Raw genomic sequence first — 14,173 nt, 5'->3', positions numbered from 1 at the left:
AGCTGACGACGCAACCGTTCGAGTCGACCATCGTCCCGTGTCTCGCTCACACTTGCCCATATTGTTGCCCGTGGCGCAGCCAGCGCTCCAGCAGCGGGCTGACATGCTGCGGCCATTGCTCCTGCAGCGCCTGGGCAGCATCGCGTACCGCCGGCAGCAGGTCGGCGTCACGCATCAGATCGGCTACCTTGAACTGCAACAGGCCGGTTTGTCGAGTACCGAGCATTTCTCCGGGCCCGCGCAGCTCCAGATCCTTCTCCGCGATGATGAAGCCGTCACAGGTTTCGCGCATGATGCCCAGGCGCTCGCGGCCGATCTGCGACAGTGGCGGGTGGTAGAGCAGCACGCAGTGGCTGGCCGCGCTGCCACGGCCGACCCGGCCTCGCAGCTGGTGCAACTGGGCCAGGCCGAGGCGCTCGGGGTTCTCGATGATCATCAGGCTGGCATTGGGCACGTCGACGCCCACTTCGATCACCGTGGTGGCCACCAGCAGCTGCAGGTGGCCCTGTTTGAACTGCTCCATCACCGCGGCCTTTTCGGCCGGCTTCATGCGCCCGTGAATCAGCCCGACCCGCTGGCCGACCAGCGCGGCCGACAGGTCCTCGTAGGTGGTTTCCGCCGCCTGGCAGGTCAGTTCCTCGGATTCCTCGATCAGGGTGCAGACCCAGTAGGCCTGGCGACCTTCGTCGCAGGCCGAGCGCACCCGTTCGACCACTTCGAAGCGGCGGCTGTCGGCGACCAGCACGGTGTTCACCGGCGTGCGGCCAGGGGGCAGTTCGTCGAGGATCGAGGTGTCCAGGTCGGCGTAGGCGCTCATCGCCAGGGTGCGCGGTATGGGCGTGGCGGTCATGATCAGCTGGTGCGGGCTGAGCCGGCCGCCCACGCCCTTCTGGCGCAGGGCCAGGCGCTGTTGCACGCCAAAACGATGCTGCTCGTCGATGATCGCCAGGGCTAGGTTGCGAAAGCGCACCTCATCCTGGAACAGCGCGTGGGTACCGACCACCATGGGCGTGCCGGCGGCGATCTGTTCCAGGGCCGCCACCCGCGCCTTGCCCTTGAGCTTGCCGGCCAGCCAGGCGGTCTCCAGGCCCAGGGGCTGCAGCCAGCGGGTGAAGTTGATGAAGTGCTGCTCGGCGAGGATCTCGGTGGGCGCCATCAGCGCCACCTGGTAACCGGCCTCGATGGCCTGCAGCGCCGCGAAGGCCGCCACCACCGTCTTGCCGGCGCCGACGTCGCCCTGTACCAGGCGCAGCATCGGCTCGTGCTGGCTGAGGTCGTAGGCGATCTCCGCGCCGACCCGCTGCTGGGCGCCGGTGGGCTTGAAGCCGAGGTTGTCGAGAAACTGCTGCGGCAGGCGCTTGGCGACCGGCAGCGAGGGCGCCTGTTGCGCCCGAGCGCTTTCGCGCAGGCGCTGCATCGACAGCTGATGGGTCAGCAGTTCCTCGAAGGCCAGCCGGTGCTGAGCCCAGTGGCGGCCCTCGGCGAGCTCTTCCAGGTCGGCGTCCGGTGGCGGGCGATGCAGGTAGCGAATCGCCTGATCCAGTGGCGCCAGGCCGTATTCCTTGGCCAGCTGCCGAGGCAACCAGTCCGGCAGGCTGTGCGGGCCGAGGCGGGCCAGCGCCTGCTCGCTGAGCTGGCGCAGGCGCTGCTGGGTCAGCCCTTCGGTGGTCGGGTAGATCGGTGTCAGCGTCTGGTCCACCGCCGGCGGTTCGTCGCCGGTCAGCGCGCGGTATTCGGGATGATAGATTTCCAGGCCCGACGAGCCGGGGCGGATCTCCCCATAGCAGCGCACCTGGGTGCCGCGCTTGAGGCCTTCTTTCTGGGCGTTGCTGAAATGGTAGAAGCGCAGGCTCAGGGTGCCGCTGCCGTCGCTCAGGCGCACCAGCAGGCTGCGGCGCTTGCCCATCACTACGTCGGCGCCGGAAACCGTGCCCTCGACCACGGCATCCTGGCCGGGGCGCAGGGCGCCGATGGGCACGATGCGGGTACGGTCCTGGTAGCGCAGCGGCAGGTGGAAGAGGATGTCCTGCAGGGTCTCCAGGCCGACCTTGGCGAGCTTTTCCGCCAAGGCCGCGCCAACGCCCTTGAGGTCGGTAACGGAAACCGTCGACAGCTCGCTCATCGCGATCCTCAGACGTTACGCGGCAGTGGCTTGGCGACCGAGCACAGGCGAATGGAGTCGGCCAGCACTTCGATGGCCTTGGGGCGCGGGAAACTGGCGCGCCAGGCGATGGCCACGGTGCGGAACGGCGCCGGTGGGCTGAGCGGGCGGACTTCGATCACGCCGGGCGCGTAGTGATGACTGTCGACCGCCGAGAACGGCAGGATCGATACGCCCAGCCCCGAGGCGACCATGTGGCGAATGGTTTCCAGCGAACTGGATTCCACCGTGGTGTGCTTGGCGTTTTCTTCGCCCTTGCGCAGCGTCGGACAGGCCTCCAGCACCTGGTCACGGAAGCAGTGACCTTCGCCGAGCAGCAGCAGGCTCTTGTCGTTGAGCAGCTTGGTGTCGATGGTCTGCATGGCCGTCCACGGGTGGTCCGCCGGCAGCAGCGCATAGAAGGGCTCGTCGTACAGCGGCAGGGTCAGCACGTCGGCTTCCTGGAACGGCAGGGCGACGATGATCGCATCCAGCTCGCCGGTGCGCAGCTTGTCGCGCAGCACGTGGGTGAAGTTTTCCTCGATGTACAGCGGCATCTGGGTGGCCACGCGATGCAGCTGCGGGATCAGATGGGGAAACAGATAGGGGCCGACGGTATAGATGGCGCCGATCTTCAACGGTGCCGCCAGCTGGTTCTTGCCAGCCTGGGCCAGTTCGCGAATGCCCTGGGCCTGTTCCAGCACCTTCTGCGCCTGGGTGACGATGCCTTCGCCGACGGGGGTCAGGCGCACGGCGCTCTTGCTGCGCTCGAAGATCAGCACGCCGAGCTCGTCCTCGAGCTTCTTCACGCCGACCGACAGCGTGGGCTGGCTGACGTGACAGCGCTCCGCGGCACGACCGAAGTGCTGTTCCTGGGCGAGCGTCACGATATAGCGCAGTTCGGTGAGGGTCATAGTCTTAATCCATTGAGATGGCGCCAAGCATAGCCGCTGTCTTCAAGGGAACCAACTGTTCAGGGCGCTCAAATAATGTCAGCCAGCGCGATGACTGTCAGGAGGGGATGACAGCTGCCCCGGCGTTTGCCGGGGTAGCTGCAGGGCTGGAGTCAGCGGCCGCGGCCGCGCTCCAGCGAGTAGATGAAGGGTGCGACGATCTCGATGCTGCCGTTGTTGAGCACTTCCGCCGGCGGCTTGGGCAGCGGCTGGGCGCGACGAATCATCTGCAGCGTGGCGCGATCCAGCGACGCGCTGCTGGATTTGCCGACCAGCGTGTAGGACAGCACCTTGCCGTCCGCATCGACCACGAAGCGCAGGCGGTTCACCCCTTCGAGGCCGCGGCGGCGCGCGTCTTCGGGGTAACGCTTGTATTTGGCCAGGTGGGCCAGCAGCTCGCTCTGCCAGGTTCTCTCCGCCTTGCTCGGCGAACTGACCGGCGCCTGCTGCGGCGCTGCCGGCTTGGCCTCGGCCGGGGCGGGCGGTGCCGGCGGCGCTTCTGCTGGCGGCTGCTCCTGGGGCTCCGGTGGCTTGGGCTCGGGCGGCTTGGGTTTCGGCGGCTTCGGCTTGGGCTTCGGCTTGGGCGGCGTGACCGCCAGCGTGGGCTTCGGCGCTTCGGCGATTTTCGGCTGCGGCTCGGGCTCCTCCGGCACCACTTCCGGTGGCGGCGGTGGTGCAGGCTTGGGCGCGGCTGGCGGCAAGGGCTCCAGCTCGACGATCATCGCCGCCGGTGGCGGCAGCTCGATGGGCGTCGCCTGGGGCTGCCAGTACATGGCCCAGAGGAACAGGCCGACGTGCAGCCCAACCACGATGACCAGGCTGGCGACCCAGGAGAACGTGCGGCTGGATTTCTTCATTGCGCGCCGACCGTCTCCAGGCCTACCAGGCCGATCTTCAGGTAACCGGTGCCGCGCAGGGTGTCCATGACTTCCATCAGGTCGCCATATTCGACGCCCTTGTCACCGCGCACGAAGATGGTCTTTTCCTTGTCGTTCTGGGTCAGCTTGTCCAGGGCGGCGCCGAGCATGGCCGGCTGTACCTCGTCGTTGTCCAGAAACAGCTTCTTGTCTTCCTTGATGCTCAGGTAGATCGGTTTTTCCGGCCGCGGCGCCGGTTTGGCGCTGGAGGCGGGCAGGTCGATCTTGACGTCGACGGTGGCCAGTGGCGCGGCGACCATGAAGATGATCAGCAGCACCAGCATGACGTCGATGAAGGGCGTGACGTTGATCTCGTGGTTTTCCTGGAGATCGTCGCCGCCGTTTTCGTTGAGATGAAGCCCCATGGCCTTAACCCACCTTGACCACATGAGGCGGCTGGGCGCGATCATGGCCCGGCTGCATGTCCAGGTCGCGGCTCACCAGCAGCAGTACCTGGGCCGAGGCATCGGCCACCTGGGCCTTGTAGGCACTGATCGAGCGCGAGAAGGCGTTGTAGATGATCACCGCCGGAATCGCCGCGACCAGACCCAGTGCGGTCGCCAGCAGCGCTTCGGCGATGCCGGGGGCAACCACGGCAAGGTTGGTGGTCTGGGTTTTGGCGATGCCGATGAAGCTGTTCATGATGCCCCATACGGTACCGAACAGACCGACGAAGGGCGCGGTGGAGCCGATGGTGGCGAGCACACCGGTGCCCTTGCTCATGTCGCGGCCGCAGGCGCCGACCAGGCGCTCGAGGCGGAAGCTGACGCGTTCCTTGATGCCTTCCTTCTCGCGGCTGCTGGCCGAGAGTTTCAGTTCTTCGCGGGCGTCCTCGATGAGGATTTCGCTGAAGCTGTGCTTGGCACGAGCCTGGTCGCTGGCCTGGGCCAGGTTGCGGGCGCCCTTGAGCTCGACGATCTCGCGGCGCAGACGGCGGCGGGCGGTCACCAGTTCGATGGTCTTGGCAATCCAGATGGTCCAGGTGAGGATCGACGCCAGCACCAGGCCGATCATTACGCTTTTCACCACCACGTCGGCGCCCTGGTACATGCCCCACGGCGACAGGTCGTGGAACACCTGCTCGGCTTCGGCGGCGGGATCGCTGTTCAGCGCCTGGGCGTCGGCGCTCTGCTGGGCGGCCAGCGCCTGGTTGAGCTTGTCCGCATCCTGGGGAGCGATGTTGTTCTCGCTGAAGAACTGCTGACGTGCTGCGTTCAGCTGCTCGGGAGTAGCCTGCGGTCCAAGGGCTTCGAGCTTGTCGCCAAGGGCATCGACCTGTGCGGCCGCCTCTGGCGTCAGCGGCTGTACTTGCTGCCCGGCTGCGGCAGGTTGTGCGGTTGTCGGTTGCTCGGCGGCAGGTTGAGCGGGCGCCGGGGCGGTCTGATCAGCGAAGCCCGCGATCGGCGCCAGCATCAGGCTGAGCAGCAGGGCGAGAGAGGCGCCGAGGCGTTGCGGCCGAGCGGCGACGGTGATTGGCTTGGCGCTATGGGCGATAGAGTTCATGCTTGCCGGACCTGAATGTGAGGGCGGTGACCTGCGCGGCCATGGGGCGCGCGGAAAAATAGGCTAAGCATTATTGCAAGTAATTCTTGTTCATGAAAGTGCTGGTGTAATCTTATTACCTTTATGTGGCGCTTTTGAGCGCTTGCCAGGTTGAGGGGGGCGGATGAGTAAAGTGGCAGAGGCGCTGATCGCCGGTTGTGGCGATGTGGGAGGCCGGCTGGCCGTGCGCCTGCGTGATGCGGGCTGGCAGGTCTACGGCATGCGCCGCAGGGTGTCGGAACTGCCCGCAGGCATCGTGCCGGTGGCCGGCGATCTGCACCGGGCGGGCTGTCCCGACCAGTGGCCCCGCGGTGCGCTGGATTACCTGGTGTACAGCGCGGCCGCCACCCAGCATGACGAGGCGGGCTACCGGCAGGCCTACGTCGACGGACTGCGCCATGTGCTGGGCTGGCTGCAGGCCCGTGGGCAGCGCCCCAGGCGACTGATCTTCGTCTCCAGCAGCGGTGTGTATGGCCAGTTGGGCGGCGAATGGGTCGACGAGACGTCGCCTGCCGAGGCGCAGAGCTATTCCGGGCGGATCATGCGCGAGGCCGAGCAGGTGGCATGGAACAGTGGGGTGCCTACCACCGTGCTGCGCCTGACGGGCATCTACGGACCCGGTCGAGAATGGCTGCTCAAGCAGGTGCGCATGGGCTATCGGGTGGCGGTGGAACCGCCGCTGTTCGGTAACCGTATCCATGTCGACGATGCGGCCGGGTTGCTGGCCTTTCTGCTGCAGGCCGATCTGGCGGGCAAGGCGCTGGACCACTGCTATATCGGCGTGGACGACGAGCCGGCGCCGCTGCATGAAGTGGTCGCTTGGCTGCGTGAGCAGCTCGGGGTCGAGCACTGGGCCGAGGATTCGGCGGTGCGCCGTTCCGGCAGCAAGCGCTGCAGCAATGCCCGGGCCCGGTCGCTGGGCTGGGCGCCGCGGTATCCCAGTTATCGCGAGGGCTATGCCGCGGTGCTAGAGGACAGCTGAAGGCAGAGCCCGGAGGCGTTGCTCCGGGCGTGGGCAGGTCAGTCGATGACCAGGATGCCGTCCATTTCCACCTGGGCGCCTTTCGGCAGGGCAGCCACGCCAATGGCGGCGCGTGCCGGGTAGGGCTGCTGGAAGTAGCGGCCCATGACCTCGTTGACGGTGGCGAAGTGGGAGAGGTCGGTAAGGAAGATGTTCAGCTTGACCACGTCGTTGAACGAGCCACCGGCGGCTTCGATCACCGATTTGAGGTTTTCGAAGACCTGCACGGTCTGCGCTTCGAAGCCTTCCACCAGCTCCATGGTCTTGGGGTTCAAGGGGATCTGCCCGGACAGGTAGACGGTGTTGCCGGCCTTGATGGCCTGGGAGTAGGTGCCGATGGCGGCCGGGGCCTTGTCGCTGTTGATGACGCTCTTGCTCATGGAGAACTCCTCGATAGGGGCAGCCTCAGGCTGCAAGACGGACGCAGGCAGGCTACAGGCTGACGTTCGCCGCCTCAAGCCAAGACCGGCGTCGTTGCGCCTTTTGGATAGGCAATGACGCTTCCAGGCAGCGGGGGCTGAAAAGTGCGGGAGGGTGTGCTTTCAGGCAGGGGCGCGACAGGTCACGCCTTCGTGCGGGTGATACGCATGACCCCGGGCAGGGTGCGCAGCTTCTTGATCACCCGGGCCAGGTGCACGCGGTCGTGTACGCTGACCACCAGCTGCACCACGCTGACACGGCCGTCGCGCTCGTCCATGCTGATCTTCTCGATGTTGCCGTCGGCGGCGTTGACGCTGCCGGCCAACAGGGCGATCAGGCCGCGCTGGTGCTCCAGCTCGACACGCAGCTCGACGTTGAATTCGCCGGTGACATCCTTGGCCCAGGCCAGCTGGATGCATTTCTCCGGGTTGTGGCGCACTTCGCTGATATTGCGGCAGGTATCCAGGTGCACCACCATGCCCTTGCCGGCCGAGAGGTGGCCGACGATCGGGTCGCCCGGAATCGGCGTACAGCACTTGGCGTAGCTGAGCACCAGGCCCTCGGTGCCGCGAATGGCCAGGGGGCCTTCGGCATTGGGCAGCTCCTCGCCGTCGCTGGCCAGCAGGCGGCGCGCCACCACGTAAGCCATGCGGTTGCCCAGGCCGATATCCTCGAGCAGGTCGTCGAAGGTTTCCAGGCGGTATTCGTTGAGCACGGCCAGCTGGCGTTCGGCAGGTACCTTGTCGAGATGGCTCTCGAAGCTGGCCAGCACCTTGTTGAGCAGGCGCTCGCCGAGGTTCACCGATTCCGAGCGGCGCTGCAGCTTCAGGGCATGGCGGATATGGGTGCGCGCCTTGCCGGTGACCACGAAATTCAGCCAGGCCGGATTGGGGCGTGCGCCCGGGGCGCTGACGATTTCCACCGTGGAGCCGCTTTCCAGGGCCTGGGAGAGGGGCGCCAGGCGGCGGTTGATACGGCAGGCGATGCAGGTATTGCCAACGTCGGTGTGCACCGCGTAGGCGAAGTCCACGGCCGTGGAGCCCTTGGGCAGCTCCATGATGCGGCCCTTGGGCGTGAACACGTAGACCTCGTCCGGGAACAGGTCGATCTTCACGCTCTCGATGAATTCCAGCGAGTTGCCGGCGCGTTGCTGCAGCTCCAGCACGCCCTTGACCCACTGGCGCGCGCGGGCGTGGTTGCCCTTGGGCAGCTCGTCCTCGTTGGACTTGTACAGCCAGTGCGCGGCGATGCCGTTGTTGGCCATCTCTTCCATCTCACGGGTACGGATCTGGATTTCGATGGGCACGCCATGCATGCCGAACAGCGTGGTGTGCAGCGACTGGTAGCCGTTGGCCTTGGGAATCGCGATGTAATCCTTGAAGCGGCCCGGCAGCGGCTTGTACAGATTGTGCACGGCGCCGAGCACGCGGTAGCAGGTGTCGACCTTGTCGACCACGATGCGGAAGGCGTAGACGTCCATGATCTCGTTGAACGACTTACGCTTGCCGCGCATCTTCTGGTAGATGCTGTAGAGGTGCTTCTCGCGGCCCACCACTTCGCCGCTCAGGCCTTCGCGTTCGAGGCAGTGCAGCAGCGACTCCTCGATGCGCGTGACGATTTCCTTGCGGTTGCCCCGGGCGCGGCGCACGGCGGCGCGAATGCGCTCGGAGCGCATCGGGTGCATGGCCTTGAAACCCAGGTCCTCGAATTCCACGCGCATGCTGTGCATGCCCAGCCGGTTGGCGATGGGCGCGTAGATCTCCAGGGTTTCCTTGGCGATGCGCCGGCGTTTCTCGCCGGACAGCACTTCCAGGGTGCGCATGTTGTGCAGGCGGTCGGCCAGCTTGACCAGGATCACGCGGATGTCCCGCGCCATGGCCATGGCCATCTTCTGGAAGTTCTCTGCCTGCGCCTCGGCCTTGGTCTCGAAGTTCATCTGGGTCAGCTTGCTGACCCCATCCACCAGCTCCGCCACGGACTCGCCGAACTGCGCGTGCAGGGCTTCCTTGGCGATGCCGGTGTCTTCGATCACGTCGTGCAGCATGGCGGCCATCAGGCTCTGATGGTCCATGTGCATGTCGGCGAGGATGCTGGCCACGGCCAGCGGATGGGTCACGTAGGCTTCGCCGCTGCGGCGGCGTTGCCCGTCGTGCGCCTGTTCGGCGTAGAAGTAGGCGCGACGAACGAGATTGACCTGCTCGTCGCCCAGGTAGCCCGAAAGCCTGTCGGCGAGGGCGTCTATGCTCGCCATGGGAGTCTCCCATGCCACGCATTGTGCACCTGCGACGTACGCTTTCGACCCGGCATAGGCTTACAGAGGCTCGTTCGCCTCTTCCTCGAAGGCAGCGAACAGCGGTTCTTCTTCGATGATGTCTTCCTGGGCGACGATTTCGGCGTCTACCAGGCCGCTGGCGATCTCGCGCAAGGCGACCACGGTCGGCTTGTCGTTTTCCCACGCCACTTTCGGCTCTTTGCCGCCGGTGGCGATTTGACGAGCGCGCTTGGTGGCGAGCATGACCAGCTCGAAGCGGTTATCGACGTTGTCCAGGCAGTCTTCAACGGTAACGCGGGCCATGGTGTTCCTCGTAGCGAATGCAAAATTGGCTGGGCCCGAATGGGCGAGCGGACTGGATAGTCTAGAAAAACGCCGGCATTAAGGGAAGCGAAACTCGCCGAGAGGCACGAGTTCGCGGCGCAGAAAGGGATTTTCGCGGCCCAGATGGACGGTTTGCGGGCCGTCCATCCGCTTATCCTCAGGCCAGCAGCTCGCTCAACAAGCCGGCATGGCGCTGCTGCTGCGAGGTCTGCAGCAACTGGTTGGCGCGGAAGACGGCTTTCAAATCGCTGAGGGCGTGGCTGAAATCGTCGTTGATCACCAGGTAGTCGTATTCCACGTAGTGGCTCATCTCGCTGACCGCCTCGCGCATGCGCTGCTCGATCACCTCGCCGCTGTCCTGGCCGCGGCTGGTCAGGCGATGACGCAGCGCTTCCAGGGTTGGCGGCAGAATGAAGATCGATTTGGCCTGGGGCATCAGGCGGCGTACTTGCTGGGCGCCCTGCCAGTCGATCTCCAGGATCAGGTCGATACCTTCGGCGAGAGTCTTCTCCAGGGCACGCTGGGAGGTGCCGTAGTAGTTGCCGAATACCTGGGCGTGCTCGAGGAATTCGCCCTGCTCGAGCATGGCGGTGAACTGCGCGTGATCCACGAAGTGGTAGTGCACGCCGTCCTGCTCGCCCGGACGCATGCCGCGGGTGGTGTGCGACACCGACACGCGAATCAGCGGTTCGCTGTCGATCAGCGCTTTCACCAGGCTGCTCTTGCCGGCGCCCGAGGGGGCGGAAATGATGTACAGCGTGCCGCTGGTGATGCTCATGGATCTGTCCTGAAACGGATTGAAGTCGGGAGGCGCCTTGGCGCCATTATCTGGCTTCCTTAAAAATCTAGGCGAGGCAGTCAGCGCAAGGCAAAGCAGACGAAAAAGCGGAGTGTACGGGTGGTACATGAGCATTTTGAGTCTGTTTAACGCCGCGATGGCAACGCAGCCAGTTTTTAGCGGCCTTATTCGATGTTCTGCACCTGCTCGCGCATCTGCTCGATGAGTACCTTGAGGTTGACGGCCGCCTGGGTACTGCGCGGGTCGAACGCCTTGGAACCCAGGGTGTTGGCTTCGCGGTTGAGTTCCTGCATCAGGAAGTCCAGGCGGCGCCCGGCCGCGCCGCCGGCCTTGAGCACGCGGCGCACTTCGGTGACGTGGGTGCTCAGGCGATCCAGCTCTTCGGCCACGTCGCTCTTCTGGGCGAGCATCACCAGTTCCTGCTCCAGGCGCTGCGGGTCGAGTTCGGCCTGCATCTCGCGGCAGCGTTCGATGATCTTCTGGCGCTGGGCTTCGAGCATCTGCGGCACCAGCTCGCGCAGGGCGGCGACTTCCTCGAGCATGCTGTCGAGGCGCTCGTTGAGCAGCTTGGCCAGCTCGGCGCCTTCGCGGCTGCGGCCGTTCTTGAGTTCCGCCAGAGCACTGGCGAACAGCTCCAGGGCCGCTTTGTTGAGAGCCTGAGGGTCGCTGCTGTCGGCCACCAGCACGCCGGGCCAGCCGAGCACTTCCAGCGGGTTCAGTGGCGCGGGCTGCTTGATCAGCGCGGCGACGCTTTCGGCGGCGGCGATCAGCTGGGTGGCCTTGGTTTGGTCGACCTGCAGCGGCTTGCCGGCACTGTCTTCGCTAAAGCGCAGGGTGCATTCCACCTTGCCGCGCGACAGGCCCTGACGCAGCGCTTCGCGCACCGCGCCTTCGAGGTCGCGGAAGGCTTCCGGTAGACGCAGATGGGGCTCGAGGTAGCGGTGGTTGACCGAGCGCAGCTCCCAGCTCAGGGTGCCGTTGGCACCTGCCTGCTCGGTGCGGGCGAAGGCTGTCATGCTGTGGATCATGCGGCTTACCTCGGTTTGCGGTGGGGCAAAGGCGGCGATTGTAGCGCAGTGCGGCATTGGCTCCCAATCGCCGGCAGGGCCATCGGGCGGTCGCGGTCGCGGCCCGGCGGCAACAGCCCCTATAATGGGCGGCAGATTCTACTCGAGAGCAGGTATTTTGATGAAACGTCCCAGTGGCCGCGCCGCCGATCAGTTGCGTTCGATCCGCATCACCCGCAACTACACCAAGCATGCCGAAGGTTCGGTGCTGGTGGAGTTCGGCGATACCAAGGTGATTTGCACCGTCAGCGTCGAGCAGGGCGTACCGCGTTTTCTGAAAGGTCAGGGCCAGGGCTGGGTGACCGCCGAATACGGCATGCTGCCGCGCGCCACCGGCGACCGTAACCAGCGTGAGGCCAGCAAGGGCAAGCAGGGCGGCCGCACCCTGGAAATCCAGCGGCTGATCGGCCGCTCGCTGCGTGCCGCACTGGATATGAGCAAACTGGGCGAAAACACCCTGTATGTCGACTGCGACGTGATCCAGGCCGACGGCGGCACCCGCACCGCATCGATCACCGGCGCCATGGTTGCCCTGGTCGATGCCCTGAAGGTGATGAAGAAACGTGGCGGCCTGAAAGGCGGCGACCCGCTCAAGCAGATGATCGCGGCGGTATCCGTGGGCATCTACCAGGGCGAACCGGTGCTGGATCTGGATTACCTGGAAGACTCCGCCGCCGAGACCGACCTCAACGTGGTGATGACCAGTACCGGTGGTTTCATCGAAGTGCAGGGCACCGCCGAAGGTGCGCCGTTCCAGCCGGCCGAACTGAATGCCATGCTGGCCCTGGCGCAGCAGGGCATGGGCGAGCTGTTCACTCTGCAGCAGGCCGCACTGGCCGAATGACCGGCCTTTGACCGAGGAGAGTCGTGATGATGGATGAGCACAACGCCGTAACGCCCGCCGAGCCTGACCGCGAAGCGCGTCAGTGGGCGATGATCTGCCACTTCGCGGCCGCCCTCGGCTTCGTGTTTCCCTTCGGCAACCTGATCGGCCCGCTGGTGGTCTGGCAGGTCAAGAAGGACCAACACGCCTTTATCGACGCGCAGGGCAAGGAAGCGCTCAACTTCCAGCTGACCGTGGCCATCGCCGGCATCGTCTGCCTGTTGCTGATGCTGGTGCTGATCGGCTTTCTGCTGATGGGCCTGCTGTGCATCGGCACCGTGGTGCTGACCATCATCGGCGGCATCAAGGCCGGTGAGGGCAAGCACTACCGCTATCCTTTCTGCCTGCGATTGATCAAATGATCAGCGCCTGATCGAAGGAAAAGCCGGCAGACTGTCGGCTTTTTTATTGAAGTGTAACCAGGTGTTGATTCGCTTTGGGGTGACTTTTAAGCTCTGCCACGAAATAGCCCCGTCGAGCTTACAAGGACACCCATGATCCCCATCAACCCACTGGCCATGATGCTCGGATCGCTGTTCCTGCTGGTGTCGCTGATGTGCGTCGCGGCGCTGGCGGCGCTGCTGATTGCCTGCCTGAATGCTCGCTCCCGACGCTTTATCCGCGCGCACCCCTGGTGGTTCGGGCTGCTTGCCATATTCCTGGTCGCCGGCAGCCTGCCTACCGTCGAATTCCTGCGCTGGCAGGCAGCGCACTGGCTCGACCAGCGCGCGCTCAGTCCTCGTCTGGAGAGTCAACAGGTGCTGGGCGAACTGGTGCTGCCGGCCGGTACCCGGGTGTGGCTGGAGCGCCTGGAACCCGGCAAGCACCTCAGTGGCGAGCCATTGCCCCATGGCTTGCAGAGCCTGCAGCGCGCCGAGTTCGACGGCCAGCCCGGCGTGGTGCAGGGCGCCGCCGTGCGGCGCCTGGACCTGGGCGATACCGGGGCCGAGGTCAAGCTCGTTGATGATGCCGCGCTGGCCGGCTGGCAGTGCTCGGCGCAGGAACCGGTTACCTTCGGCTATCGCGCCGGCGCACGTTTTGCGCCCCAGCAATGGCGGCTGGAGAGCTGCACACTGGCTGCCGGCAGCCAAATCGCCGGCATCATCTGGCCGGGGCCGATGACCGTGCACGCGGTGGAGGAGGGCCGTTGGCAGCTGGAAACCGACACTACGCCGGTGCGTTTCCAGGGGCTCGAGGTACGGCTATGGAACCTGTGGCTCGACGGGCCCTATGGCGCGTTGCTGGACTGGCAGGCCGAGCTGACCGAGCCGGTCGAGTTCGGTCCCATGCAGTACCCCGCGACCACTCGGGTGCGCGCCTTTCACGGTAACCTGCTGTTCAGCCCGCAGGTCGAGGCGCCCGCGGTCGATCGCCTGAGTGGCAAGCCCATCGAGCCCGACCTGTCGGTCGAGCAGGATGTTGGCGGTGAGGTACTGGGCACCCACCGTAATGGCGACGTGGGTGTAATCGACTGGATCAGGATCGTGCCCTGAAGCGGTTCAGCTGCGATCGGCCAGCACGCCGATCAGGAACATCACCACCAGCAATACCGGCGCCAGGGTGTAGTTGTTGAAGTGGCCCAGCAACTGGGTGAGCAGGGGCGTCAGGTAGACCAGCGCCAGGCCGTAGCCGACCACGCAGACCGCAACGAATATCAGGGTGCGCAGCACGAAGTTGAGGCTGCCGATACGACCCTGTATCCAGGCGTTGATGGCCGGGCCGAACAGCACCAGCAGGGTGGCCATCAGGCCCAGGGAAATCTCGCTGAGGTGGCCACGGCTCCAGCGTGAAACGGTGGCGATCAGGTCCAGCACATAATCCATGGTTGCTCCTCT

15 protein-coding genes are annotated in these 14,173 nt (G+C 65.4%); 4 read left to right on the top strand and 11 right to left on the bottom strand.

Annotated features, from left to right (window positions below; all coding sequences use genetic code 11):
• Positions 1-46 precede the first annotated feature (46 nt).
• The 5 genes from recG to exbB all read right to left on the bottom strand — a co-directional run bounded on the left by recG (position 47) and on the right by exbB (position 5,060).
• The gene (recG, locus tag SA190iCDA_RS01400) at positions 47-2,122 is read right to left on the bottom strand and encodes an ATP-dependent DNA helicase RecG (RefSeq protein ID WP_070885840.1); all 2,076 of its coding nucleotides are present in this window, start codon (positions 2,120-2,122) and stop codon (positions 47-49) included.
• Positions 2,123-2,130: 8 nt separating this feature from the next.
• Positions 2,131-3,054, bottom strand: a complete 924-nt coding sequence (locus SA190iCDA_RS01395) for a hydrogen peroxide-inducible genes activator (protein WP_070885841.1) — start codon at positions 3,052-3,054, stop codon at positions 2,131-2,133.
• Between the two features lie 152 nt (positions 3,055-3,206).
• Positions 3,207-3,950, bottom strand: coding sequence for an energy transducer TonB (locus SA190iCDA_RS01390; RefSeq protein WP_070885842.1), 744 nt, complete (start codon positions 3,948-3,950; stop codon positions 3,207-3,209).
• Positions 3,947-4,375 (bottom strand): TonB system transport protein ExbD, encoded by a 429-nt coding sequence (gene exbD / locus SA190iCDA_RS01385; RefSeq protein ID WP_070885843.1) that lies wholly within the window; start codon positions 4,373-4,375, stop codon positions 3,947-3,949. Before exbD ends, SA190iCDA_RS01390 begins: the two co-directional genes overlap by 4 nt.
• A gap of 4 nt (positions 4,376-4,379) precedes the next feature.
• Entirely contained in the window at positions 4,380-5,060 is a 681-nt protein-coding gene (gene exbB / locus SA190iCDA_RS23285; protein ID WP_419203873.1) for a tonB-system energizer ExbB, read from the bottom strand.
• Between the two features lie 616 nt (positions 5,061-5,676).
• On the opposite strand from exbB, the gene SA190iCDA_RS01375 reads away from it, so the two are divergent.
• Positions 5,677-6,534, top strand: a complete 858-nt coding sequence (locus SA190iCDA_RS01375; protein WP_070885845.1) for an SDR family oxidoreductase — start codon at positions 5,677-5,679, stop codon at positions 6,532-6,534.
• Between the two features lie 38 nt (positions 6,535-6,572).
• Here the strand turns inward: SA190iCDA_RS01375 and SA190iCDA_RS01370 are convergent, their stop codons facing one another.
• From SA190iCDA_RS01370 to SA190iCDA_RS01350, 5 genes are all read right to left on the bottom strand, one after another.
• Positions 6,573-6,953, bottom strand: a complete 381-nt coding sequence (locus tag SA190iCDA_RS01370) for a RidA family protein (RefSeq protein WP_070885846.1) — start codon at positions 6,951-6,953, stop codon at positions 6,573-6,575.
• A gap of 182 nt (positions 6,954-7,135) precedes the next feature.
• Entirely contained in the window at positions 7,136-9,244 is a 2,109-nt protein-coding gene (gene spoT / locus SA190iCDA_RS01365) for a bifunctional GTP diphosphokinase/guanosine-3',5'-bis pyrophosphate 3'-pyrophosphohydrolase (RefSeq protein WP_070885847.1), read from the bottom strand.
• Positions 9,245-9,304: 60 nt separating this feature from the next.
• A complete protein-coding gene (rpoZ, locus tag SA190iCDA_RS01360; protein WP_013789418.1) occupies positions 9,305-9,568 on the bottom strand; it encodes a DNA-directed RNA polymerase subunit omega in 264 nt (87 codons plus the stop codon).
• A 178-nt stretch (positions 9,569-9,746) separates the two neighbouring features.
• The gene (gene gmk, locus SA190iCDA_RS01355; protein ID WP_070885848.1) at positions 9,747-10,367 is read right to left on the bottom strand and encodes a guanylate kinase; all 621 of its coding nucleotides are present in this window, start codon (positions 10,365-10,367) and stop codon (positions 9,747-9,749) included.
• 185 nt (positions 10,368-10,552) lie between these two features.
• Positions 10,553-11,416, bottom strand: coding sequence for a YicC/YloC family endoribonuclease (locus tag SA190iCDA_RS01350; RefSeq protein ID WP_070885849.1), 864 nt, complete (start codon positions 11,414-11,416; stop codon positions 10,553-10,555).
• Positions 11,417-11,576: 160 nt separating this feature from the next.
• Between SA190iCDA_RS01350 and rph the strand changes: the two genes are divergently transcribed.
• The 3 genes from rph to SA190iCDA_RS01335 all read left to right on the top strand — a co-directional run bounded on the left by rph (position 11,577) and on the right by SA190iCDA_RS01335 (position 13,831).
• Positions 11,577-12,299, top strand: coding sequence for a ribonuclease PH (gene rph / locus SA190iCDA_RS01345; RefSeq protein ID WP_070885850.1), 723 nt, complete (start codon positions 11,577-11,579; stop codon positions 12,297-12,299).
• A 29-nt stretch (positions 12,300-12,328) separates the two neighbouring features.
• Positions 12,329-12,700 (top strand): DUF4870 domain-containing protein, encoded by a 372-nt coding sequence (locus SA190iCDA_RS01340; RefSeq protein ID WP_419203872.1) that lies wholly within the window; start codon positions 12,329-12,331, stop codon positions 12,698-12,700.
• 132 nt (positions 12,701-12,832) lie between these two features.
• Positions 12,833-13,831, top strand: coding sequence for a hypothetical protein (locus tag SA190iCDA_RS01335; protein ID WP_070885852.1), 999 nt, complete (start codon positions 12,833-12,835; stop codon positions 13,829-13,831).
• A 6-nt stretch (positions 13,832-13,837) separates the two neighbouring features.
• Here SA190iCDA_RS01335 and SA190iCDA_RS01330 read toward each other — a convergent pair whose 3' ends face one another.
• Complete coding sequence (locus tag SA190iCDA_RS01330; RefSeq protein ID WP_070885853.1) at positions 13,838-14,161, bottom strand: DUF3392 domain-containing protein; 324 nt, start codon at positions 14,159-14,161, stop codon at positions 13,838-13,840.
• Positions 14,162-14,173 lie beyond the last annotated feature (12 nt).

It is taken from the genome of Pseudomonas argentinensis, from assembly GCF_001839655.2.
Classification (GTDB): domain Bacteria; phylum Pseudomonadota; class Gammaproteobacteria; order Pseudomonadales; family Pseudomonadaceae; genus Aquipseudomonas; species Aquipseudomonas argentinensis_B.
Note: the sequence above shows the minus strand (reverse complement) of the source record. Positions and strands in the feature narration are given on the sequence as shown.